This is a genomic window from Liquorilactobacillus satsumensis, assembly GCF_964065465.1.
GTDB lineage: Bacteria > Bacillota > Bacilli > Lactobacillales > Lactobacillaceae > Liquorilactobacillus > Liquorilactobacillus satsumensis.
This window is the reverse complement of record NZ_OZ061606.1, coordinates 808,041-832,699: the sequence shown is the minus strand read 5'-3', so window position 1 is coordinate 832,699 and position 24,659 is coordinate 808,041. Positions and strand designations below refer to the sequence as shown.

Here is a 24,659-nt window from a genome sequence, read left to right as displayed (position 1 = left end):
GGAAGGAATCTCTAAGAAGTATCATTACTTTACAATTCAAGTTAATGAATTGTAAAGTAATGATACTTTTTTAGTTAAATGACTTTGTTTAACTAAAAACTTAGAAAGTGTTTAATTTCACAGATTGAGTTTTCTGTTAGGGTTTGTTTGTAGTACAATGATGGTAAGAAAGTTGATATTGAGGTGGTCTCCAAGTGAAAAAAATTAAAGTGATGACAGTATTCGGCACACGCCCAGAGGCTATCAAAATGGCACCAGTTATTTTGCAATTGAAGAAACGTACAGCAGAATTTAAAGCTGTGACAGTTGTGACGGCACAACATCGTGAAATGCTCGATCAGGTTTTGAAGGTCTTTAATATTCGTCCTGATTATGATCTGAATATTATGAAGAGTAATCAAACCCTAGGAGATATCACTGCAAATGTGCTGCAGTTACTTGATGGAGTTTTGGCGGAAGTTCAACCTGAGATAGTACTGGTACATGGTGATACCACCACCACTTTTGCTGCAGGTTTAGCTGCTTTTTATCGGCAAATTCCAGTAGGCCATGTTGAGGCTGGATTGCGTACTTGGAATAAATATTCACCATATCCTGAAGAAATGAACCGCCAAATGACAGATGCACTGAGTGATTTATATTTTGCACCGACCGCTATGAGTCGGGATAATTTATTGAAAGAAAATCATGCAGCAAAACGAATTTTTGTCACGGGCAATACTGCAATTGATGCTTTACGTGAGACGGTTAGTGCCACTTATCAGCATGAGGTACTTTCTCAAGTTGAGGCACAGCACCGCTTAATTTTATTAACCATGCATCGTCGTGAGAACTTAGGAGCCCCGATGGCAGCTGTCTTTAATGCAGTAAAGAATGTGGTTGCAAAACATCCGGATGTCGAAGTGATTTATCCACTGCATCTAAACCCGAAAGTACGCAAGGTTGCACGTGAAATTTTAGGGGACGTTTCACGGGTACATTTGGTTGAGCCATTAAATGTAGTGGATTTTCATAATCTGTGCGCCCGTTCTTATTATATTATGACTGATTCAGGGGGAGTGCAGGAAGAGGCGCCGGCACTTAAAAAACCAGTACTCGTATTGCGTGATACAACCGAACGCCCTGAAGGAGTTACTGCTGGAACGTTGAAACTCGTCGGAACAAAACAAGCTACCGTGGAATTGGCCATGGAGCAATTGTTAAATGATAATGGAGAATATGAAAAAATGAAAGCTGCACGTAATCCATATGGAGACGGGCAGGCAGCTGCACGTATTTTAGCTGCAATCCGATTTCATTTCGGACAAACGGAAGCCAAGCCAAACGAATTTGTCGAGTAAGTGTTTGTTTTTTAGGGGGAGATACCCATGGGTAAAATGGAAGTTGATCGCCACGGTTTCAAGTTTTCACTATATACGATTGGATTGCGCTATTACCCTGAGTTGTTTAATCTACTTGAACAACATCCAGACCCAGAGAATCCGCGAACAATTTCATCGAATATGAATGTTGTTTTTGCAATTTTACGTTATCAGGAAATGACCAAAGATCTAGTTAGTTTGCAGGCTGTCAGCCAAGTTAGCAAAACTGAGGGCAATATTTCGTGTGAGGTCAAAGAGTTGCGGAAGATTATCGATACACTTGAACATTTGCAATATATGATTGCACACGATCCCAGTGTGGCTAAAAATGCACAAGTTGTTAAGGATAAGATTCTTGATCTAGATCATTTTAGAAAGTAGTTCCTAAACGGAGTTACTTTATTTTTATACATTATAAAATATTTTGCTGATTTTGAAACAAGCCCTTTCTGGTGGTTGGGAAAATTTATTTTGATAGAGCAATGAAATATAAGGGAGAGTTATTTTTGAAATATAAGCAGGAGGTTATCTATCCACGTGGGGAAGTCGTTAATGCTCAGACGCCAGTCGTGGTTACGCTACATGGAATGGGGACGAACTATTTAAATTTAAGACCTTTGATGCCGATTTTTGCACTTCCGATCATTGAAATTCATCTTGAGGGTGATCTAACCTATGGTGATGGTTATACGTACTATATTCCTGAATTTATTCATCAAAGTGAAGAAGCGGTGATTACGGAAACTGCATTGGCTGTGCACACTGAAGTGGCAGCTATTTTGGCGAACAGAGGATTAGCAGAAAATCCGTTGAATGTTTTGGGATTCAGTCAAGGGGCTATTTTAGCAACAGCTTTAAGTGTGCTTTACCCAAGCTGGATTAACAATGTCGTACTGTTATCTGGCAGACTGCCAGCCTTTTTATGGAAAACTGCGCAGACCAAATTAAAGTCCAAGAAACTTCAAACAGCGTGTTTTATTTCGCAAGGTGAAAAGGATCCGCTATTTCCAGTCGAGGCTGGACAAGAACTAGTACGTTTTTTTAGGACCTATGCGGCTATCGAACCTGAGTATCACGTATAACCTTTTGGACACGGTGTCAGTTATCAGGCCGTTGAGGACATTTACAATTGGTATGTTAGGCTGCATGCCGGGACTTGACGGTCGCTGGTAATTACGGTTTTGAAAATGGAGTTCTTTTGTCAGACGTGGTATTCTTAGAATTGTAGCAGATTTAATGATTGGTAGAAAGAAGGTAATTACTTGAGGAGGCGCCGCCGAAGAGTGATGTTTTCAATCATCATGTTGTGTGTGCTGATTGGAACTAGCGTCTATGCTTTCCGAGAGGTTATCTTGGGGGACGATCAAGGAGCTGTAATCAGAAAGTTTACAGATTCTGTGCGGATGATGACTACTGGGAAAAAGGCAAATGAAGAAAAAACACTAAAAAAAGTTAACAAAGTTGTTTTGGATGTACCATTGATTAATCAGATGGATGATCCAAAATTATATAACGGCTGTGAGGTCACTTCCTTAGCGATGCTGTTGCAATACCATAAGATAAATGTCAGCAAGAATACCTTAGGGGATGAGATTGAAACAGTACCGTTGGACTATGATGATGGGCAGCATGGAAATCCCAATGTAGGGTTCGTCGGGGATGTTACGGGCGATTCTGCAGGATTGGGAGTCTATCATGGGCCAGTTGCAAAATTAGCACAGAAGTATTCTAAGAATGTCCACGATATTAGCGGTCAAAGTTTTTCAAAGGTAATCGAACGTTTAGAGCTCGGGCAGCCTGTGTGGACGATTACAACAGTTAATTTTGCTCCGGTAGATGATTTTCAAGACTGGCAAACGCCACAAGGTGAAATGAAGATTACTTTTTCAGAGCATAGTGTTGTGATTACAGGATTTGATCGTAAAAACAGCCTAATTTATATTAACAATCCTTTTGGAAATAAAAATCAGGCTGTCAGTTGGAACGACTTTGAAGATGCTTATAATCAAATGGGTAAGCAGGCAATTTATATTGACTAGGGAATTTAAATTGCCCAGTGATCCAGTATTATAGTGATAGCTAGATACGCATGCCATGAATTAAGGTTAGACATCAAAACAGGATACTGATCATTTTGGCAGTTTGCCAAGTGAATTAATTTACTCCAGCAAAAAAACTGATTTCAGATAGTTTTCTTGCTGGAGTTTTTGCAATTGCTAAATAAAATTGTGTGCTGGCAAGCGCTAAAACAGGATAGGGATTAGCAGTAAGTTTAAAAAAGCACAAAAAAACAGGGGAACGAGTCATGTTAAAGCTCATGAACCCTGATCACCTGTTGAAAATTACTTTAGATTGTTGTAGTAAGAATTATTACCAACAAAATTATTTTTTATAATCAATTATTTATTGAGTAGTTTAGTACCAACCGTTACTCAACCAATGCTGTTTAGCAGCACTCCATGAACCATAACGTGAAGTTACATAGCTTTCAGCAACAGCTTCTTGGTTAGCAGCTGAATAGTCACCATTCAAGTATGAAGCACTCAATTGGTACTTACCAACGTACTGACCATTACGAGCAGTGTAGCTACCACCAGATTCTTGGTTAGCAATCCATGCTTTTGCAGAAGCATCAGAATCTGAAGAAGTACTTACGGTAGTATTAGTTGTTGAGCTGGTTGTAGCAGCTTGCTGTGTAGAAGCAGTGTTATTGCTTGTACTTGCAGCGGCAGCATTATTATTAGTGTTGCTACTTGCAGCAGCTGTATTACTTGTTGTAGTGCTTGCTTGCTGTTTTTGTGCAACAGGTGCTTGTGCCTGTGTACTTGTTTGTGTTGAAGCTGCAGTTGTAGAACTTGCAGTGTTACTTGTGCTTGTTGTAGTACTTGCAGTTGTGCTTGCACCAATTTCAAGCTTTTGACCAACGTAAATCAAATTCTCGTTACTCAAATTGTTTGACTGTTTGATCTGTGCAACTGAAGTGTTGTACTGGTGAGCTAATTCGGAAACTGTTTGTCCAGATTGGACTGTAACAGAATCGGCATTAGCTGCCAATGTTCCGGCTGTCAGTACACCTGCAACGGTAGCTGCTGATAACAAAATTTTCTTAATATTCATAATATATCCTTCACTCCTGTGATTTTTTGACACGTAGCAAATTTGCTACAATACTTACGATCACTTTCGATCGAATCAACAATGATTAGTATATAGGGCTAATATAACAAGCAGATAGCAGTGAAATTACTATTTGCACCGTTTTTGTAATATTTTCTTATTTTTGTAACATACTGTAACAATAAATTATTAACTTTTTGTGGGAGATCGGGACAGAAAAGCTATTAAAATAGGAAAAATGGAGCTTAAAGGCTGCAAAAGTTAATATGACAAAAAGAGTGTTAAATTTGCGAAAAAAAGTCATATTTTCTTTTAAAAAGAGTCAAATTAATTTGAAATTTAGCTTGACAGCAGCAAAAAAAGTTTTTTTAGGGGGAAAGATTACAAAATATCCGACTTTTGTAATCTTAGACTGCTTTCAATTCCCACATTTTTAAATTTTTAAGCAAAACAGATTTTTACGACCCAGCTTTTCTTTTTACAAGCTGAAAGCAGCGACGAAATATTATATAATTGAGGAAGATTAATTGGAGGTGCCTCAGGTGGGGAAATTTTTATTGGTTAATGCCGGCAGTTCGTCGGTTAAGTGGCAGCTATTTGAAGCTGAAAATGAAAAAACCATTGCTAAGGGATTGGTTGAACGGATTAATATGCCTGATTCCTTGTTTACGGTTAAATATAATGGAAAAAAACAGCAGCAAAAGTTTGACCGTCTTTCTTATACAGATGCTGCCAGAATGCTCTTCAAGCAATTAGTGCAACTGGGAATTATTACTACACTAACAGAGATTGAAGCTGTTGGACATCGTGTAGTAGCCGGCGCAGAGCTTTTTACGCATGCAGTTGAGTTATCAGCAGCAAACTTGGAAAAACTTCGTGGATTAAATGATTTTGCTCCTTTGCATAATCCGTTAGAAGTGAAATATGTTGAGATTATGCAACAAGAGTTACCAGAAGTGCCACAGTATGCTGTTTTTGATAGTCAATTTTTTACAGATCTCCCAGAGATGAATGCGATTTTCAGTTTGCCATATGAGGATACTGCGGAATTGGGAATTAGGCGCTATGGAGAACATGGGATTAGTCATGCCTATATTTCCCATAAAGCAGCACAACTGTTAGGAAAACCACTGACTTCTTTAAAAATGATTACTCTTCATTTGGGGAGCGGGGCCTCGGTGGCAGCCGAAAAAAACGGCAAAGCATTTGATACCTCGATGGGTTTTACTCCTTTAACTGGTTTGACGATGGGGACGCGGGCAGGAGATGTTGATCCTTCGGTGATTCCATATCTAATGAAGAAACGTTCGCTTACTTTGGAAGAAGTTTTCATGCGGTTGAATGCCCAATCTGGATTATTAGGAATTTCAGGAATTTCGCCTGACATGCGTGATTTACTGGCTAATAAGAGCCAAAAAAGGGTGCAACTTGCAATTGATATTTTTGTTAATAGAATTATTAAGTATATCGGGAGTTATTACACAGAGCTAGCCGGAATTGATGTGTTAGTTTTTTCTGGAGGAATTGGGGAAAACAACGCACAACTACGAGCAGCGATTGTTGAGAAACTGGCAGTTTTGGGATTGGAACTTGCACCAGAACTCAATGAGAGTGTGTCTGAAGGCTTAATTTCGACACCTGCTTCGAGTGCCCAAATCATGGTGGTACCTACCAATGAGGAATTATCAATGGTTAGACAAATCAAGGAACTGCGGCAGTAATTTTTATGTGGTTATATATAGGAAGATAATTAAAAAGTAGTCCAGCTAAATTTCTTTTCAAACTAGTGTTTTGTTAAAAAAGGATGGCTGGACTGCTTTTTCTTACGGGAAAAGGTTGCTATGCTATAATAACGACGAACAGAAGTTCGAAATTCTAAGGAGGAATCAGGGTGCGTTTTTTACATACAGCAGATTGGCACATCGGCAAGAAATTGTATGGGTATGATTTGGAACAAGAGCAAGAGGATGCCTTCAAGCAAATTGCACGCTTAGCTGTCACGCAAAAAGTTGACGCGGTTGTCATTGCCGGCGATTTATTTGATCGTGCAACTCCAAGTGAAGATGCAGTTGCACGTTTGGATAGAATGATTATTCAACTTAACTTGAAGTTAAAAAAACCAGTGTTGGCAATTAGCGGGAACCATGACTCTGCTGTGCGGTTGAACACGGGACGTGAGTGGTATAAAGCTACATCATTTTTCTTAACAACTGCTTTAAAGGATGCCCTTGTCCCTGTTGAATTTGCTGATACTCAATTTTTCCTGCTGCCTTATTTTCGAGCATATCAGGTCCGCAATTTATTTGATGACCCAGAGATCACCGATACAACGAAAGCTTTACAAAAGTTAATTTGTGAAATGAAGAAGAACTTTGACCCCGCGAAGAAACACGTATTAGTTGCCCATTTTTTTGTGATTGGAAGTTCGCAGTTGGATCCTGAAATGCAGCCGCAAGTGGGTGGATTGAATGCTTTCTCCACAGATCTATTAACAGATTTTGATTATGTTGCTTTAGGCCATCTTCATGATAAAAATGCGTTGAAAAATGAAAAAGTGCGGTATAGCGGTGCACCATTAAAATTTTCACTAGCAGAAGCTAAAACTAAAAAGGGTGTGTGGATTGTTGACACTGCTCCTTTTACCTGTGACTTTCATGAAATAAAGCCTCTACACGATGTTGTATTGCTACAAGGATCTTATCAAGAACTAACTACTCCTGAGTATTATAAGCAAGTTGCCGCTACAGACTATGTCGGCTTGCAGCTGACGGATAAAGCGGTGATTCCAAATGTCATTAATAACTTACGGGGCTTTTATCCGCGAATTATTAACCTTGAAAGAACTGCAAAGGCTGCAGCACCTCAAGCTAAGGATCAAGAAAAATTGGATCTTTCGCCAATCCAATTGCTCCAGCGCTTTTTTACAGAAATGACTGACAGTCAAATCTCAAGTTCGCAGCTTAAGTGGGCGCGTGAAAGTCTGGAACGAATTAAGACAGAAGGTGAAGGTAAATGAAACCGCTGAAAATTGAGCTTCAAAATTTTGGTCCCTATGAAAAGCAAATAATTGATTTTTCACGTTTCGAAGGCGCACCGCTTTTCCTAATTAGCGGGAAAACCGGCAGTGGAAAAACGACTATTTTTGATGCGATGTGCTATGCGCTGTTTGGGAAAACTTCTGGAATGGATAGACAGCCTGAACAAATGCGTTCTGGGTTTGCACAGGCTACACAAAAAACCTGTGTGCGGTTTACATTTTCTCATCAAAATAAAGTGTACCTAATAGAAAGACAACCACGACAAAGATTGGCCAAAAAACGAGGACAGGGAACTACTGAAAGAAAGATGGAAGCCTGTCTTAAGTTCAAAGATAATGCGGGCAAGGAAAAAGAGCTAGCGAAGGTTGGAGCTATTAATACTTTTATCCAGGAGCTATTGAGCCTGACTCCTGAGCAGTTTACCCAGATTATAATGTTACCGCAAGGAAAATTTCGCAGTTTTTTGGAGGCGGATAGCAATGAAAAAGAAAGGTTACTGCGTGACTTATTTGGAACGGAGATCTTTAAACTCTGGGCAGATGATCTTCAAAAGCATGCCAAGCAATTTTTTTATGAAAATGAAAAAAGGCGTACTCAAATCGATATTTTAAAAAAACAAGTTGAAGAAGTTGACCAAGAGCTTGAATTACCAGATTGGTTGCCTGCAATGGAAAGTTATCTTAAAGGCATTACGGTTAAAGCACAGGCAGCGGAAAAAGCATTGTTGCAACAAGACAAGTTACTTGCACGCGCTCAGCAGCACTATGAAGGACAAAAACAGTTGCAAGCGGAGATTCAGGAGCTACATGAATTAAGACAGCTTTTGACACAAAAGTATCAACCGCAAGAAGATACGCAAAAAAAGAAAATAATCGCGCAATTAGTGGAAGTTCAGAAAATAGAGCCATTGTTTGTTCAACAAGAGGATTTACAGGAAACACTGCGAGAAACTCAAGCAAAACTGGTGACTAATGAGAACAACCAAACTGCTTTGCAGATTAAACTTGATGAACAACTGAAAAACGAAAAAGAGCTAATGAAACAGCAGACCGAAATGGAGAAGCTGCAGCACAAAGTTAATCTCTATACCGAAAAGGTTCCTTTATATGAAAAGGCGGCTAAGTTAAAAGCTGACCTGCTTGAATGTCAGCATATGCAACGGCAGTTGACGGCTAAAAAAGTTACATATGAAAAAAAAGAACAGCAAATTGCGGCAGAAATTGAAGCAAAAAAGCAGAAAATTGTAAATGAAGCTGAACTTTCACAACAAGCTTTGCAACTGCAAAAACAAGTACATGAGTTAGAGCGGGGAGCAGAACTGTTGAAGAGTCAACGTACCAAAGAGGCTGAATTCACTGAATTACAACAGACACTGCACGTTAAGCAAGTCGAATTAACGCAGCTTGCGGCAGCTGAAAAGGCGGCAAATCAAGTGTATGAAAGGCTGGATAATGATTTCGCATTAACTCAAATTGAGCGCTTGCGGCAGCACTTGCTTCCGGGAGCCCCTTGTCCAGTCTGCGGCTCTAAAACACATCCAGCTCCAGTTCTAAACGCAGTTAAGCAGGTTTCAGAAAACGAGGTCAAGGACGCAGAAAAAAACGTCAAGCAAATTTTAGCGCAAAAAGGTCAATTAGAGGGCAAGCTCACGGCTATGAATAAGCGGCTGGTGGAGTTAAAAGCTGAATTGCGGACGGTCTCACAGAAACTGCAGCGTTTATTTCCGGCTGCAGATTTAAAGAATAGTAGCTTAACAGCTGCATTATTAACCAAAAAGGAGAAAGCTTTGCATGCTGCGCAGTCAGTTTTCAAGCGTAACAAAACCGAAAATCAGCAAGCCAGTCTGCAAATTACTAATTTGCATGCTGAGCTTAAGGAGCTACAAATAACACTTAATGCTGTTGTACAAAACTTGCAGGCAACTGAAATTGAATGTGCTAAAGGTAAGGTCAAATTGGAACAGGCAATTGCACAATTACCGTCTGAATTGACGAGTCTTAAGGACTTAGAAGAGTTCTTAACGCTCCAGCGTGAAAAATTAACAAAGTTTAAAGTGCGGCGTGAGCATACGCATAGCGTAATTGAAGATCTTGAAGGGACCAGGACATTGCTTTTATCAATGGAAAAGGAATATCAAAGGAATCTTCAGGCATTACAGGAAAAAGAAAAGCAAACAGCTGCCAAAATTGCACAAAAAAGCGCACAGCATTTGGCAGATCTGAGCCCCGCACAGCTCACTAAAAGGCGCCATCAACTGCCGCAACTTGCGGATTTGCAGACAGAATTTGCTGCGCGCGCAGCGGAGATTTTGAAGCTGCGAGTCAAGATAGAGCAGTTGGAGACACGGACAGCAGCGCAAGTTCCACGACTTGTGCAAAGTAAAACTGAATATGAAGCAGCAGGTAAAAAGCGCCAGGAATTATTGCTGGAGTATTCAAGTGCAAATCAACGAAAAGAAACAGCCCAGAAAAATTTTGCAGCTGTTGAGCATCATTGGATAAAATACCAAGAACAGCTCCAGACTGAGGCGGACTGGAACCAACTTGTCGAAGTAATTGGTGGCAAAGGAAGAGTCAAGTTAGGACTTGAACGCTATGTTTTACGTAGCTATCTTAAACGAGTTTTACAAGTGGCCAACCAGCGCTTGTTTACGCTCACAAGCGGACGCTACCGGCTTGAGTTAGCACAGGAAAACGGTTCTTATGCAACGAATACGGGACTTGAATTGAATATTTTTGATGATGACTTAGGTAAAGTCAGAAGCGTGCACACTTTGTCGGGCGGAGAAAGTTTTATTGCAGCGTTATGCTTAGCTTTAGCCTTGGCTGAAGTTGTACAGCGTGCGCATGGAGGAACTCAAATAGAGGCCTTGTTTATTGATGAAGGTTTTGGGGCGTTGGATGATGATGCACTGCAAACTGCCTTAGAGGCACTCCAGACACTTGATGCACAACACCGCTTGATTGGAATCATTAGCCATGTGAGTGCGTTGCGTGCTCAGATTCCAGATCAGTTAAGAATTAGTTCGCATTTTGGAAGAAGTCAGGTGCATTATGTGGCAGATTTTGAAGAAATTGCTGATTAATGTCACATGTAATTATATTTATGGACTTTTTTTCTGTAAGTGGAGTATAATGCTTTATGAGAATAACTGCTAGTTAAAATTTTTACCGAAGGGGGAAATCAAATGATGGTGCAAAGCCAAGAGACGCTTCTCTCAGCTGCCAATAAACTGAAGGAATACCGGATAAAGAATACACCACAGCGCCAAGTTATTTTATCTTACTTGATGACCTCACATGCCCATCCTTCGATTGAGATGATTTTCAAGTATGTTCGGAGTAATGGCTTTAGTGTTAGTCTGGCAACAGTCTACAACACCTTGCAGTTATTGATCGATCATAACTTGATTATTGAAATTGCAGCTGATAGTGGCGGACATATGCGATACGATTATTTTGAAACCCCGCACTATCATGTGATTTGTGTTAACTGCAACAAGATTGTTGATGTGTTTGATGCGAGTTATAAGCAAAACGAACGGGAAGCAGCACAAGAGACTGGGTTTCAGGTTTTTAATAGCCAGTATGAAGTTTATGGACTTTGTCCTGCATGTCAACAAAAGCTTGCGGAAACTGAACACAAAAATTGAGGTTGACTTTTGAGGCATGATGCAATATATTAACTCTAATAAAACTGATGAAGTAGCATAGTAGGGAAAGCAGCATTGCAAACAGAGACTTGATGGCAGCTGAAAATCAAGGCGTGTGTTTTTCTGAATTACACTACTGTAAAATTCATCTGATTCATCTCTTTACTGATGACAAGAGCTGATCGCTGAATGCGATAACTTGGGTGGTAACGCGGAATTTAATGTTCGTCCCTGACATGGAAGTGTCGGGGACTTTTTTTATTTTAAGGAGGAAATACTATGAATATTATTGATGAGCTGAAGTGGCGTGGAGCAATTAACCAAATGTCGGATGAAGAAAGTCTGCATCGGTTAGTTGCTGAAAAATCAGTTGGCTTATATTGTGGAGTTGATCCTACAGGTGATAGTCTGCATATCGGGCATCTGATTCCTTTTATGATGTTGAAAAGGTTTCAAATGGCTGGGCATCGTGCACACATTGTAATTGGTGGTGGTACGGGATCAATTGGTGATCCTTCAGGAAAAAAATCAGAACGTGTTTTGCAGAGTATGGAGCAGGTTCATCATAATGAGCAAAAGTTGACTGAACAAATGGAACGGCTGTTTGGAAAAGATAATATTACGATTGTAAACAACTACCAGTGGCTTTCTAAGATTGATTTACTGAGCTTTTTGCGTGACTATGGCAAGTTGTTTAATGTTAATACAATGCTGGGTAAGGAAATCATTGCTAGCAGACTTGAAGCGGGAATCTCATTTACAGAGTTTACATACCAGATTTTGCAGTCCATTGATTTCTATCATTTGTTCAAGGAAAATGATGTGCAATTGCAAATTGGTGGAGCAGATCAGTGGGGCAATATTACAGCTGGAATTGACTTAATTCATAAACTCAATGATTCTGATAAAAAGGCTTTTGCCTTGACTATTCCGTTAATGCTTAAAGCAGATGGTACCAAATTTGGGAAGACTGCCGGTGGAGCTATTTGGTTGGATCCAGAAAAAACTACTCCGTACGAGTTTTATCAGTTTTGGTTAAATCAAGATGATCGGGATGTAATCAAATATTTGAAATATTTCACTTTTTTGAGTCGCACTGAAATTGATCAATTGGCAGAGAAAGTGAAGATTCAACCAGAAAAAAGAGAAGCACAACGCCGTTTAGCTGAAGAAGTGACCGCTTTTGTTCATGGAAAAGAGGCTGTTAAACAAGCAGAACATATTTCTCAAGCTTTGTTTTCCGGAGATGTGAGACAGTTAAATGCTGTTGAGATTGAGCAGGGTTTTAAAAACATGCCAACTGTTGAAGTTGAAAATCAGGCTGAGAACATTATTGAGTGGTTAGTGCAGACCAACATTGAAAAATCAAAACGACAAGCACGTGAAGATGTTACCAATGGTGCAATTTCCATTAATGGAGAAAGAATTCGTGATCTTGAGTTTACTATTGATCCGGCCGCAAACTTTGATGGTAAATTCATCATTGCTCGCCGAGGGAAGAAAAAGTACTTTTTGGCAAGAGTTAAAAGGTAGTTTTGATAGGCAAGTAAGAAGTCGAATTACGAATGAAGCTGGCAGGAGTTTAAGATTCAGCTTCAGTAGCAAATGCAAGCACGGTTAATTACAGTGATAAGGTTAAGAAGATTGAAAGAGAAGTTGTAAGCTAAGTTTAAAGGATGAGAGTGTGACATAAGTCGGGAAAATTTGAGTGCTAACTCGAAATTATGAACATAGCGAGTACTTTGCTATGAGTAATTCGAAGTTAGACGGAGAATTTTGACTTATGGAACACGTTTATCCGGAATAAAAGAGGGGCTGTGACAAAAGTTAACTTTTGTCACAGCCCCGTCCTTTTTTGAGTCATTAAGGGTAAATAACATTTAATGAGTAGGAGTGTTGGTCTAGAAATTAGCTGATATTTTTTTGAAAATATTTCTTGACGTACTCTGTCTTTCAGAGTATAGTAATAAATGTTGTTGGTTCGGGTTGTTACTTCTCATGTGAAAATTATATTTGACATTGGAAATCAGATCAGATATAATGTAAGAGATAAACAACTTAGAAATATTCGTTCTGAATTGAATGCGTCTGTTTCTAAACAATCTTCAATAGGTAGACCTTTGAAAACTGAACAAAGTTTCGACAAATCAAATGTGTAGGGCTCTTGCAGTGCAAGAGCAAACATTTGCGAAGTCAATTTCGCTAGTATTAAATTAATGAGTCACAAACTTTTAAAATGAGAGTTTGATCCTGGCTCAGGACGAACGCTGGCGGCGTGCCTAATACATGCAAGTCGTACGCAGTTTCTTCATCGAGTGCTTGCACTCACCGAAGAAACTGAGTGGCGAACGGGTGAGTAACACGTGGGTAACCTGCCCAAAAGAGGGGGATAACACTTGGAAACAGGTGCTAATACCGCATAACAACAAAAACCGCCTGGTTTTTGTTTAAAAGATGGTTTCGGCTATCACTTTTGGATGGACCCGCAGCGTATTAGCTAGTTGGTAAGGTAACGGCTTACCAAGGCAGTGATACGTAGCCGAACTGAGAGGTTGATCGGCCACATTGGGACTGAGACACGGCCCAAACTCCTACGGGAGGCAGCAGTAGGGAATCTTCCACAATGGACGCAAGTCTGATGGAGCAACGCCGCGTGAGTGAAGAAGGTTTTCGGATCGTAAAACTCTGTTGTTAGAGAAGAACGTGTGTGAGAGTAACTGTTCATGCAGTGACGGTATCTAACCAGAAAGCCACGGCTAACTACGTGCCAGCAGCCGCGGTAATACGTAGGTGGCAAGCGTTGTCCGGATTTATTGGGCGTAAAGGGAACGCAGGCGGTCTTTTAAGTCTGATGTGAAAGCCTTCGGCTTAACCGAAGTCGTGCATTGGAAACTGGGAGACTTGAGTGCAGAAGAGGAGAGTGGAACTCCATGTGTAGCGGTGAAATGCGTAGATATATGGAAGAACACCAGTGGCGAAAGCGGCTCTCTGGTCTGTAACTGACGCTGAGGTTCGAAAGCGTGGGTAGCAAACAGGATTAGATACCCTGGTAGTCCACGCTGTAAACGATGAATGCTAAGTGTTGGAGGGTTTCCGCCCTTCAGTGCTGCAGCTAACGCATTAAGCATTCCGCCTGGGGAGTACGACCGCAAGGTTGAAACTCAAAGGAATTGACGGGGGCCCGCACAAGCGGTGGAGCATGTGGTTTAATTCGAAGCAACGCGAAGAACCTTACCAGGTCTTGACATCTTTTGCTAACCTGAGAGATCAGGCGTTCCCTTCGGGGACAAAATGACAGGTGGTGCATGGTTGTCGTCAGCTCGTGTCGTGAGATGTTGGGTTAAGTCCCGCAACGAGCGCAACCCTTATTACTAGTTGCCAGCATTTAGTTGGGCACTCTAGTGAGACTGCCGGTGACAAACCGGAGGAAGGTGGGGATGACGTCAAATCATCATGCCCCTTATGACCTGGGCTACACACGTGCTACAATGGACGGTACAACGAGTCGCAAGACCGCGAGGTTTAGCTAATCTCTTAAAACCGTTCTCAGTTCGGATTGTAGGCTGCAACTCGCCTACATGAAGTCGGAATCGCTAGTAATCGCGGATCAGCATGCCGCGGTGAATACGTTCCCGGGCCTTGTACACACCGCCCGTCACACCATGAGAGTTTGTAACACCCAAAGCCGGTGCGGTAACCTTTTAGGAGCCAGCCGTCTAAGGTGGGACAGATGATTGGGGTGAAGTCGTAACAAGGTAGCCGTAGGAGAACCTGCGGCTGGATCACCTCCTTTCTAAGGATAATTACGGAAACTGCACATTCGTCGAAACTTTGTTTAGTTTTGAGAGGTTTACTCTCAAACTTGTTCTTTGAAAACTAGATAATATTTTTTCTGATTTAAATTAACAAACCGAGAACACCGCGTTTTAAACGAGTTTTGAAACAAGATTTAGTTCTTTAACGTAAAACTCATAGCCGCTTTACCGCAGGTAAAGTTAGGTTAAGTTATTAAGGGCGCATGGTGGATGCCTTGGTACTAGGAGCCGATGAAGGACGGGACTAACGCCGATATGCTCCGGGGAGCTGTAAGTAAGCTATGAGCCGGAGATTTCCGAATGGGGCAACCCAATAGTTTTAATCAACTATTACTGCTGATCGAATTCATAGATCAGTCAGAGGAACACGCAGGGAACTGAAACATCTAAGTACCTGCAGGAAGAGAAAGAAAAATCGATTCCCTCAGTAGCGGCGAGCGAACGGGGAACAGCCCAAACCAGAAAGCTTGCTTTCTGGGGTTGTAGGACTGAACATTTGAGTTACCAAAGTGGACGTTAACCGCATGACCTGGGAAGGTCAGCCAGAGAAGGTGAAAGCCCTGTAGGTAAAAGCGGCCACTCTCAGTTCAGGATCCTGAGTACGGCGGAACACGTGAAATTCCGTCGGAATCCGGGAGGACCATCTCCCAAGGCTAAATACTCCCTAGTGACCGATAGTGAACCAGTACCGTGAGGGAAAGGTGAAAAGCACCCCGGAAGGGGAGTGAAACAGTTCCTGAAACCATGTGCCTACAAGTAGTTAGAGCCCGTTAACGGGTGATAGCGTGCCTTTTGTAGAATGAACCGGCGAGTTATGTTTGTCTGCAAGGTTAAGCCGTCAAGGGTGGAGCCGTAGCGAAAGCGAGTCTGAAGAGGGCGTTTGAGTAGGCAGACATAGACCCGAAACCAGGTGACCTACCCATGTCCAGGTTGAAGGTGCGGTAAAACGCACTGGAGGACCGAACTCATGTATGTTGAAAAATGCTGAGATGAGGTGTGGGTAGCGGAGAAATTCCAAACGAACTTGGAGATAGCTGGTTCTCTCCGAAATAGCTTTAGGGCTAGCCTCGGAAATTAGGATCGTGGAGGTAGAGCACTGTTTGAACTAGGGGCCCGTCTTGGGTTACTGAATTCAGATAAACTCCGAATGCCACTGATCTTTATCCGGGAGTCAGACTGCGAGTGATAAGATCCGTAGTCGAAAGGGAAACAGCCCAGACCACCAATTAAGGTCCCTAAATATATGTTAAGTGGAAAAGGATGTGGAGTTGCACAGACAACTAGGATGTTGGCTCAGAAGCAGCCACCATTTAAAGAGTGCGTAATAGCTCACTAGTCGAGTGACCCTGCGCCGAAAATGTACCGGGGCTAAACATATTACCGAAATTGTGGATGCAACCGTGAGGTTGCGTGGTAGGAGAGCGTTCTAAGGGCGAAGAAGCCAGACCGGAAGGACTGGTGGAGCGCTTAGAAGTGAGAATGCCGGTATGAGTAGCGCAAGACAGGTGAGAATCCTGTCCACCGAATGACTAAGGTTTCCTGGGGAAGGCTCGTCCTCCCAGGGTTAGTCGGGACCTAAGCTGAGGCCGCAAGGCGTAGGCGATGGATAACAGGTTGAGATTCCTGTACTAGTTATATTTGTTTGAACGATGGAGGGACGCAGGAGGCTAGGAATGCACACTGATGGAAATGTGTGCCCAAGCAGCAAGTTTGGTTACGAGTTAAATGCTTGTAACTGAGGACAAGCTGTGACGGGGAGCGAAATTATAGTAGCGAAGATTCTGATGTCACACTGCCGAGAAAAGCTTCTAGTAAGAGTATAACTACCCGTACCGCAAACCGACACAGGTAGTCGAGGAGAGAATCCTCAGGTGAGCGAGAGAACTCTCGTTAAGGAACTCGGCAAAATGACCCCGTAACTTCGGGAGAAGGGGTGCTGAGCGTAAGCTCAGCCGCAGTGAATAGGCCCAGGCGACTGTTTATCAAAAACACAGGTTTCTGCAAAATCGTAAGATGACGTATAGGGGCTGACGCCTGCCCGGTGCTGGAAGGTTAAGAGGATGGGTTAGCTTCGGCGAAGCTCAGAATTGAAGCCCCAGTAAACGGCGGCCGTAACTATAACGGTCCTAAGGTAGCGAAATTCCTTGTCGGGTAAGTTCCGACCCGCACGAAAGGCGTAACGATCTGGGCACTGTCTCAACGAGAGACTCGGTGAAATTATAATACCCGTGAAGATGCGGGTTACCCGCGACAGGACGGAAAGACCCCATGGAGCTTTACTGTAGCTTGATATTGGGTGTTTGTACAACTTGTACAGGATAGGTAGGAGCCATAGAAGTCGGGACGCTAGTTTCGACAGAGGCATTGGTGGGATACTACCCTCGTTGTATGAACACTCTAACCCGCGCCACTTAGCGTGGCGGGAGACAGTGTCAGGTGGGCAGTTTGACTGGGGCGGTCGCCTCCTAAAAGGTAACGGAGGCGCCCAAAGGTTCCCTCAGAATGGTTGGAAATCATTCGCAGAGTGTAAAGGCACAAGGGAGCTTGACTGCGAGACAGACAAGTCGAGCAGGGACGAAAGTCGGGCTTAGTGATCCGGTGGTTCCGCATGGAAGGGCCATCGCTCAACGGATAAAAGCTACCCTGGGGATAACAGGCTTATCTCCCCCAAGAGTCCACATCGACGGGGAGGTTTGGCACCTCGATGTCGGCTCATCGCATCCTGGGGCTGTAGTCGGTCCCAAGGGTTGGGCTGTTCGCCCATTAAAGCGGTACGCGAGCTGGGTTCAGAACGTCGTGAGACAGTTCGGTCCCTATCCGTCGCGGGCGTAGGAAATTTGAGAGGATCTGTCCTTAGTACGAGAGGACCGGGATGGACACACCGCTGGTGTACCAGTTGTTCCGCCAGGAGCATCGCTGGGTAGCTACGTGTGGATGAGATAAACGCTGAAAGCATCTAAGTGCGAAACTCACCTCGAGATAAGATTTCCCATTTCTTCGGAAAGTAAGACCCCTGAGAGAAGATCAGGTAGATAGGTTGGAAGTGGAAGTACAGTGATGTATGGAGCGGACCAAAACTAATCGGTCGAGGACTTAACCAAAAGAAAAAAACGGAGTTTTTGGAAGTTAACGCAAAGCAGAAGAAATATTAGCTAGTTTTGAGGGAACAAGGTTTTCTCAAAAAGAGTGCGGTGATGATGGCAGGAAGGATACACCTGTTTCCATTTCGAACACAGAAGTTAAGCTTCTTAGCGCCAAGAGTAGTTGGGGGATCGCCCCCTGCGAGGGTAGGTCGTTGCCGTGCAAATAAAAAAGCATTTCGAGTTTTTCTCGAAATGCTTTTTTTGTGTGGTTAAAATTAAAAACTGGGTTAAGGACTTTAACAAGTTACTGCTGTAAGGCCTCTTTTAACTTAGCTTTACAACGTGAGATGGCACGTTTAATTCTTGATTCAGGAACAGCAAGAAAGCTTGAAATTTTATCGGGATGAAAATGTTCGAAATAAAGTAAGGAAAAGACATGGTATTCAAAGTCAGAAAGAATATGCGGCAGTGAATCAATCACTTCTTGAATAATTGCGAGATCTTCAGGCTGGACCTGTGTAATTGAATAGGAATAACAATCGCCCTGAGTTTCCAAAAGATTTTCAAATGATTCTGCGAAACGTTCTCCCTGGCGTTTAACAGCTGTTTCCTTACGCAAGAGACTGCAGTACCTATTCAAGAGACTTTGTTGATAAAATTTACCAAATGAAATACTTGTTGACTGATTGTAAGCCTGTACTGCTTGAAAACAAACAATTCGGGCTTCTTGAAGAAGATCATCAGTTTCATGAAATCTGAAATGGTAACGTTGCATGGCATTGATCACTAGGGGGCGATATTTAATGAACAGTAATCTGAAAGCTTCACTGTCATTTGATTGGCGGATCTTTGTGATTAATGAAAAGTCTTCAGTTTTAATATTATTGTAGTTCATCTGTATGCACCTCGTTTTATAGTAATTTGATATAACTTAAATATAGCAAGATAAAAAAATACAGGTGAGATCTACTTCACAGAAACTAATAAATTTGCAAAAAAAATTTATGATGAGCCTTGTGAATATTTCTAAATATACATTGTATGTATTAAAATACATGCTGCTTTATTAAATTTAATGAAGCACCCATTTTAATTAGCAAATTATTCCTATATAATAGCAATAATTTGACTTATATTCAGTTGAATAATATACTGGGCACATATTTGATCCAAGAAGGGGATGTGTATATGCAAAAACCAATCCATGTGTTATCAGAAATTGGGAAGTTGCACACAGTTATTTTAAAACGCCCAGGAACTGAGCTTGAAAATTTGATTCCCCAAATGATGAAATTTTTACTTTTTGATGATATTCCATATTTAAAAATTGCTCAACAAGAACATGATTATTTTTCTGAGACTTTGAACAGACTTGGAACTGAGGTCTTGAATCTCGATGATCTAATTGCGGAATCTTTAACCCAGCAGAATGTTAAGAAAGATTTTATTGAACAAGTGATTGACGAATCAGGTTTTCTACACGGACCTGTTCATGATGCTTTGGAACAGTACTTGCTTTCCTTAGAAACGCAAAAAATGGTAGCTAAAGTAATGTCCGGAGTACGTCGGAATGAGGTTGAATTAAAAGAGGTGGGGTTGAAGGAATTGACGGAAGATACTCGATTTCCTTTTTATATGAATCCGATGACGAATCTTTATTTCACACGTGATCCGGCTGCTGCAATTGGAGAGGGAATTTCGATTAATAATATGACGTTTGCAGCGCGCAAACGCGAGTCTTTATTTATGGAGTACATTATTGCACATCATCCCCGCTTTGCGAATCAGGGAATTAGAGTTTGGCATAATCGTGCTCAAGCAACAAGTATTGAAGGTGGAGATGAATTAGTTTTAAGTGCTCAGGTGCTAGCTATAGGAGTTTCTCAGCGTACAGATGCAAGTGCAATTGAAAAAATTGCACAAAATTTGTTTGAAAATTCGAATTTTAAAAGCGTACTTGCAATTCGAATTCCACATAATCATGCAATGATGCATCTAGATACAGTCTTTACGATGATTAATCGTGATCAATTCACGGTCCATCCCGCAATCTTGAATAAAAAAGGTCAAATTGATAGTTGGGTATTGCATCCTAAAAAAGGTGGTGGAACTAGCATTGAGCACCATACTAACTTAAAAGCAACTTTAAAAAAAGTTTTAGGACTATCAGAGATTGATCTGATTCCAACAGGTGGCGGAGATGAGATTGCAGCTGCTAGAGAACAGTGGAATGATGGCACTAACACATTAGCAGTTGCTCCAGGTGAGGTTGTTACATATGACCGAAACTACATTTCAAACAAGTTGTTGCGCGAACATGGAATTTTAGTACATGAAATACATTCTAGTGAATTATCACGCGGACGTGGCGGCCCCCGCTGTATGTCAATGCCAATTATTAGGGAAGATTTATAAGGAACGGTCAAAGGGGCACGGTGCAGTACGAAACAAAATATATTATTTTGCATGTTATAAAAGAGAAGATCAATTACTCTAAGGTGTTACTGAATGGTTGCTGGACTTCAATTAATCAATGAAAATTAGCTGCTGTTCAACAACACAATTAGCGTTTCTAAACAGTATCTTAATTCGTGCAATCTAAAATAAAACAGAGGAGAGTGTGACATAAGTCGGGAAAATTTGAGTGTTAACTCGAAATTACGAACATCGTGAGTACTTTGCTATGAGTAATTCGGAGTTAGACGGAGAATTTTGACTTATGGAACACGTTTATCCGGAATAAAAGAGGGGTTGTGACAAAATTTAACTTTTGTCACAGCCCCTTCTGTTTCATTAATCTAAACTTAAGCCACTTACCGGACTTGAACCGGTGACCCCCACCTTACCATGGTGGTGCTCTACCTGCTGAGCTAAAGTGGCACTGAATTACTGACTTAAATAGTATATCTGATATATGCTATAAAATCAATATTTATCAGTATTTTTTTCAGGAAATTAATGAAGTTTGACCTGCCGTTCAATGCTAAAAAGGGATGCAGGTACTTGGCGGATAAAGTCAGCTGGCGTTTCAGTACTTAATAGAATAAGTTCATGCATTGCACGCGAACAAATTGTATAGAGAATGCCTCGTGTACTTTCGGAGGAATACTGTTTTTGAGAAACATCCGGGATAATAACGGCATCAAATTCTAACCCTTTAGCCAAATAAACAGGAAGTAGCACTAACCCCTGGGGAAGCTGTCGGTCTTTTGCACTGATCAATGTATGAGGTTGAGCTGAACCCAGTTTGAAATGCAGTTGTTGCGCTTCTTGTAAATTTCGTGTGATGATGGCCACTGTCTCGTATTTTTGCAATAGTTGGGCTGATTTTCTGCGTAATTCCGTTAAGGTAGCAGTTGAATCCGGTGCGATGACCAACTCCGGGAGTTTACCTGGACGAGTAAATGCTTGAATACGCTCGCCGTCTGGCAGTAGTGCTTTCATAAAGGCGGTGATTTGTTTAGTAGCGCGATAACTCTTATTTAATTCGATTAAACGTGCATTTTTAGGTGAAAGAGTGTGTTTGAGCGTCTCCATCAGTTCAGATGGAGATTGCATTTTTCTAAAAAGGGCCTGTTCGCTATCGCCTAGTAGTGTTAATTTGGCATTAGCAAAAGTATACTTAAGGTAAAATAATTGAGCAGCAGAGTAATCTTGCATTTCATCAATAAATAGATACTGAATATTACGATTCTGTCCTGTCCCAGTCAGCAGGTCCCGCAGATACAGCAGGGGTGCACAATCTGCTAATGCAATTTTATGAAATTCGAGGAGCTCAGTAAAAGCTGTACGCGCTTGTGGGAGTGCCTGTTCCAAAAAGTCAGTGTATTGGCGATAAATATCAATGAAGTAATCATTGTAGAGCGCATCATAGATAGGTTGATATTTTTTCAAGACAATCTGGTAGCCAAGATAATCTTCCTCGCTTTTAAGCTGTTCAAAACGGCTGCGCTGATAATCTCCTAAGAGGCTGTGATAATGCTCATCGTCAAGTTCATTGATTCTGCGTAGGACCCAATCAGCATTTCTTTGTGCAAGAATTTTGTGTTTAAGCTGCTTGATCAGTATGTTTTTTGTATCAGCAAAGCGAAGCGCTACAGGTAATGCGTTCGGTAAGCTGGCATAAACTTGCGCAATTTCTTCTTTTGTGAAAACAACTTCATCGGCCAGCATCAGATCGGTAAAACAGAGATTTTGAGAAGGTAAATTGAGTAGATATGCTTTGACCTTTTGCATAAAATGAGTTGTTTCCTTTTGAGCATCAGTTGCTTGCCAAGCATGAGTAGCATGTTGTTTTTCAAAGTGGTCAAAAAGTGTTTCCACTTCAAGTCCTTCAAAGCGCTGTGCAAAGAACTCTGCCAAAGTTACTTGGCGCATATTACGTTCTCCTAAACTGGGAAGGACCTCTGAAATATAGTGACTAAATAAGCGATTAGGCGAAAAAAGGACAATTTGATCCGCATTTAATGCAGTTCGATTATGGTAGAGCAAGAAGGCGATCCGCTGTAAAATGGCGGAAGTCTTGCCGCTGCCAGCTACTCCTTGGACAATCAGCAAGTCATGACGAGTATCACGAATAATATCGTTTTGTTCTTGTTGAATAGTTGCAACGATATTTTTCATATATTCATCGCCGGCTTGGCCTAGCATTTCCTGCAACAGGGCATCCCCAACGGTTTCATTGGTATCGAACATATTTTTAATCTGTCCATCTTTAATAGTGAATTGCCTTTTTTTTAATAAATCAACCTGCTGTTTGCCTTGAGGAGAAGTATATGTGACAGCACCTAATGTCCCATTATAATAGATACTTGAAATCGGAGCTCGCCAATCGTAAATCAAAAAATTGTTATTTTGATCTGTGAGCGAGGCTGTTCCGATATATAAGGTCTCTTGTTCTTTTTCACCATCTTCAAGAATATCAATCCGACCGAAGTAAGGGGATTTTTGGAGTTCATCAAGCACTGCAAGTTGTCTTTTGAGGATCTGCTCAGTTTCAATATTTTTGGAAACCAGCTGTTTTTGTTGCTGGACTTCAGCATTTGTCTCCATCTGATCGTCAACTTCAAAAGTATTGATTTTAGCATTTTGAACATAGTTTTTTTCAACTGAGGAGCGTTCTGCTTGAGCCTTACGATATTCCTGTCTTGTTTTTTGCAATATATTTTTGATTTGTGCGAGTACATGCGTAACACGTTTTTGTTCGAAAGAGTATTCTTTATCCAAAACAACTGCTCCTTTCCAGCTTTTCGTAGATAGTAATATTAACACAAACATTAAACGACAACAATCAAACAGTTCAACCTTTGACTTTAGGCGTGCTTGTGCGTAAAATAACAGTGTTCGATACTTAAAGAGTAGTTCGGTCACAGACAGAGAGACATCCTTGGGCTGAAAGATGTTTTGACAGAGCGAAATGGAATTGGAAGTTTTATTGATTTTAATGATTGAGTGGCAGGTTTTCCTGCAAAATAGGTGGCACCGCGGTCATTCGCCCTATTGTTTTTTTGCAGTAGGGTTTTTTGCTATAAAAATAGGAGGAATTATTGTTATGAAAGAAACGATTTTAACAGGCGATCGACCAACTGGGAAACTGCATATTGGCCATTATATTGGTTCTTTAAAGAATCGGGTCAGGATGCAAAATACAGACAAATATCAGACATTTATTATGATTGCTGATCAGCAAGCTTTAACAGATAATGCACGTGATCCTGAAAAAATTAGGCATTCCTTAATCGAAGTTGTTTTAGATTATTTGGCGGTGGGCATCGATCCTGCAAAATCAACCATTTTTGTGCAGTCACAAATTCCAGCACTGACTGAACTGACAAGTTACTATCTTAACTTAGTGACTGTTTCTCGGCTTGAGCGCAACCCAACTGTCAAAGCTGAAATTCAACAAAAACATTACGAACGTTCACTGCCAGCTGGCTTCTTTATTTATCCGGTTAGTCAGGCTGCAGATATTACAGCATTTAAAGCGAGCCTTGTCCCAGTAGGAGATGACCAAGAACCAATGCTTGAACAGGCTAGAGAAATTGTCCGCAGTTTTAATTCAATTTACGGGCAACAGATTCTGGTTGAACCCCAGGGAGTTTTTCCACCTAAGGGTGAAGGACGCTTGCCTGGACTTGATGGGAACGCTAAAATGAGTAAATCACTCGGAAATGCAATCTACCTATCTGATGATGCTGATACGCTTAAGAAGAAAGTAATGTCGATGTATACAGACCCAGCACACATCCACGTTGAAGATCCAGGAAAGGTAGAGGGAAATACAGTTTTTACTTATCTCGATATTTTTGACCCGGATCAAGCCAAGGTTGCAACGCTAAAGGAACAGTATCGCAAAGGCGGTTTGGGAGATGTGAAAATTAAACGTTACTTAAATGACGTACTGGAGGCGCAGTTAAAACCAATTCGTGAACGCAGAGAACGATTTGCCAAAGACATTCCGGCTGTGTATGATATTTTAAAAGCAGGAAGTCAGAAAGCCAATGCGGTTGCCGAACAGACCTTAAGTGAAGTACGTGCGGCAATTGGGGTTAACTACTTCGACTAAAAGCATACAAAAGCCAAGAGAACTTTGA

General features: G+C 41.4%; 14 protein-coding genes, 1 tRNA gene and 3 rRNA genes. 14 read left to right on the top strand and 4 right to left on the bottom strand.

Annotated features, from left to right (window positions below):
- Window positions 1-194 precede the first annotated feature (194 nt).
- The 4 genes from wecB (at window position 195) to AB3Y88_RS03875 (ending at window position 3,400) form a co-directional block, all read left to right on the top strand.
- Window positions 195-1,340 carry a non-hydrolyzing UDP-N-acetylglucosamine 2-epimerase gene (gene wecB, locus AB3Y88_RS03890; RefSeq protein WP_315972251.1) on the top strand — a complete coding sequence of 382 codons (1,146 nt, stop codon included), beginning with the start codon at window positions 195-197 and terminating at the stop codon, window positions 1,338-1,340.
- A gap of 27 nt (window positions 1,341-1,367) precedes the next feature.
- Window positions 1,368-1,742: a hypothetical protein gene (locus AB3Y88_RS03885; RefSeq protein ID WP_367293360.1), complete on the top strand. Its 375-nt coding sequence runs from the start codon at window positions 1,368-1,370 to the stop codon at window positions 1,740-1,742.
- 125 nt (window positions 1,743-1,867) lie between these two features.
- A complete protein-coding gene (locus AB3Y88_RS03880; protein WP_228889447.1) occupies window positions 1,868-2,443 on the top strand; it encodes an alpha/beta hydrolase in 576 nt (191 codons plus the stop codon).
- 204 nt (window positions 2,444-2,647) lie between these two features.
- Window positions 2,648-3,400, top strand: coding sequence for a C39 family peptidase (locus AB3Y88_RS03875; RefSeq protein WP_056961043.1), 753 nt, complete (start codon window positions 2,648-2,650; stop codon window positions 3,398-3,400).
- A gap of 376 nt (window positions 3,401-3,776) precedes the next feature.
- On the opposite strand, the gene AB3Y88_RS03870 is transcribed toward AB3Y88_RS03875, so the two are convergent.
- The gene (locus tag AB3Y88_RS03870) at window positions 3,777-4,478 is read right to left on the bottom strand and encodes a LysM domain-containing protein (RefSeq protein WP_228889445.1); all 702 of its coding nucleotides are present in this window, start codon (window positions 4,476-4,478) and stop codon (window positions 3,777-3,779) included.
- Between the two features lie 542 nt (window positions 4,479-5,020).
- Between AB3Y88_RS03870 and AB3Y88_RS03865 the strand changes: the two genes are divergently transcribed.
- The 8 genes from AB3Y88_RS03865 (at window position 5,021) to rrf (ending at window position 18,287) form a co-directional block, all read left to right on the top strand.
- Window positions 5,021-6,199 (top strand): acetate/propionate family kinase, encoded by a 1,179-nt coding sequence (locus AB3Y88_RS03865; RefSeq protein WP_056961036.1) that lies wholly within the window; start codon window positions 5,021-5,023, stop codon window positions 6,197-6,199.
- 170 nt (window positions 6,200-6,369) lie between these two features.
- A complete protein-coding gene (locus AB3Y88_RS03860; protein WP_056961037.1) occupies window positions 6,370-7,494 on the top strand; it encodes an exonuclease SbcCD subunit D in 1,125 nt (374 codons plus the stop codon).
- Window positions 7,491-10,601 carry an AAA family ATPase gene (locus AB3Y88_RS03855; protein WP_228889442.1) on the top strand — a complete coding sequence of 1,037 codons (3,111 nt, stop codon included), beginning with the start codon at window positions 7,491-7,493 and terminating at the stop codon, window positions 10,599-10,601. The genes AB3Y88_RS03860 and AB3Y88_RS03855 overlap by 4 nt, the downstream gene beginning before the upstream one ends.
- Before the next feature lie 105 nt (window positions 10,602-10,706).
- The gene (locus AB3Y88_RS03850; RefSeq protein WP_156653518.1) at window positions 10,707-11,168 is read left to right on the top strand and encodes a Fur family transcriptional regulator; all 462 of its coding nucleotides are present in this window, start codon (window positions 10,707-10,709) and stop codon (window positions 11,166-11,168) included.
- Window positions 11,169-11,447: 279 nt separating this feature from the next.
- A complete protein-coding gene (gene tyrS / locus AB3Y88_RS03845) occupies window positions 11,448-12,701 on the top strand; it encodes a tyrosine--tRNA ligase (RefSeq protein ID WP_228889439.1) in 1,254 nt (417 codons plus the stop codon).
- A 699-nt stretch (window positions 12,702-13,400) separates the two neighbouring features.
- Window positions 13,401-14,961, top strand: a 16S ribosomal RNA gene (locus AB3Y88_RS03840).
- A gap of 205 nt (window positions 14,962-15,166) precedes the next feature.
- Window positions 15,167-18,084 (top strand): 23S ribosomal RNA (locus tag AB3Y88_RS03835).
- An 86-nt stretch (window positions 18,085-18,170) separates the two neighbouring features.
- Window positions 18,171-18,287, top strand: a 5S ribosomal RNA gene (rrf, locus tag AB3Y88_RS03830).
- Together the 16S, 23S and 5S rRNA genes form the textbook arrangement of a ribosomal RNA operon.
- 83 nt (window positions 18,288-18,370) lie before the next feature.
- On the opposite strand, the gene AB3Y88_RS03825 is transcribed toward rrf, so the two are convergent.
- Complete coding sequence (locus AB3Y88_RS03825) at window positions 18,371-18,961, bottom strand: sigma-70 family RNA polymerase sigma factor (RefSeq protein ID WP_056959856.1); 591 nt, start codon at window positions 18,959-18,961, stop codon at window positions 18,371-18,373.
- A 293-nt stretch (window positions 18,962-19,254) separates the two neighbouring features.
- On the opposite strand from AB3Y88_RS03825, the gene arcA reads away from it, so the two are divergent.
- Window positions 19,255-20,481 (top strand): arginine deiminase, encoded by a 1,227-nt coding sequence (gene arcA, locus AB3Y88_RS03820; RefSeq protein WP_056959854.1) that lies wholly within the window; start codon window positions 19,255-19,257, stop codon window positions 20,479-20,481.
- 392 nt (window positions 20,482-20,873) lie between these two features.
- On the opposite strand, the gene AB3Y88_RS03815 is transcribed toward arcA, so the two are convergent.
- Window positions 20,874-20,946: transfer RNA gene (locus AB3Y88_RS03815), tRNA-Thr, on the bottom strand.
- 75 nt (window positions 20,947-21,021) lie between these two features.
- Window positions 21,022-23,292 (bottom strand): RNA polymerase recycling motor HelD, encoded by a 2,271-nt coding sequence (helD, locus tag AB3Y88_RS03810; RefSeq protein WP_228888897.1) that lies wholly within the window; start codon window positions 23,290-23,292, stop codon window positions 21,022-21,024.
- A 325-nt stretch (window positions 23,293-23,617) separates the two neighbouring features.
- Here helD and trpS point away from each other — a divergent pair, with 325 nt between their 5' ends.
- Entirely contained in the window at window positions 23,618-24,631 is a 1,014-nt protein-coding gene (trpS, locus tag AB3Y88_RS03805; protein ID WP_056959850.1) for a tryptophan--tRNA ligase, read from the top strand.
- Window positions 24,632-24,659: the final 28 nt, after the last annotated feature.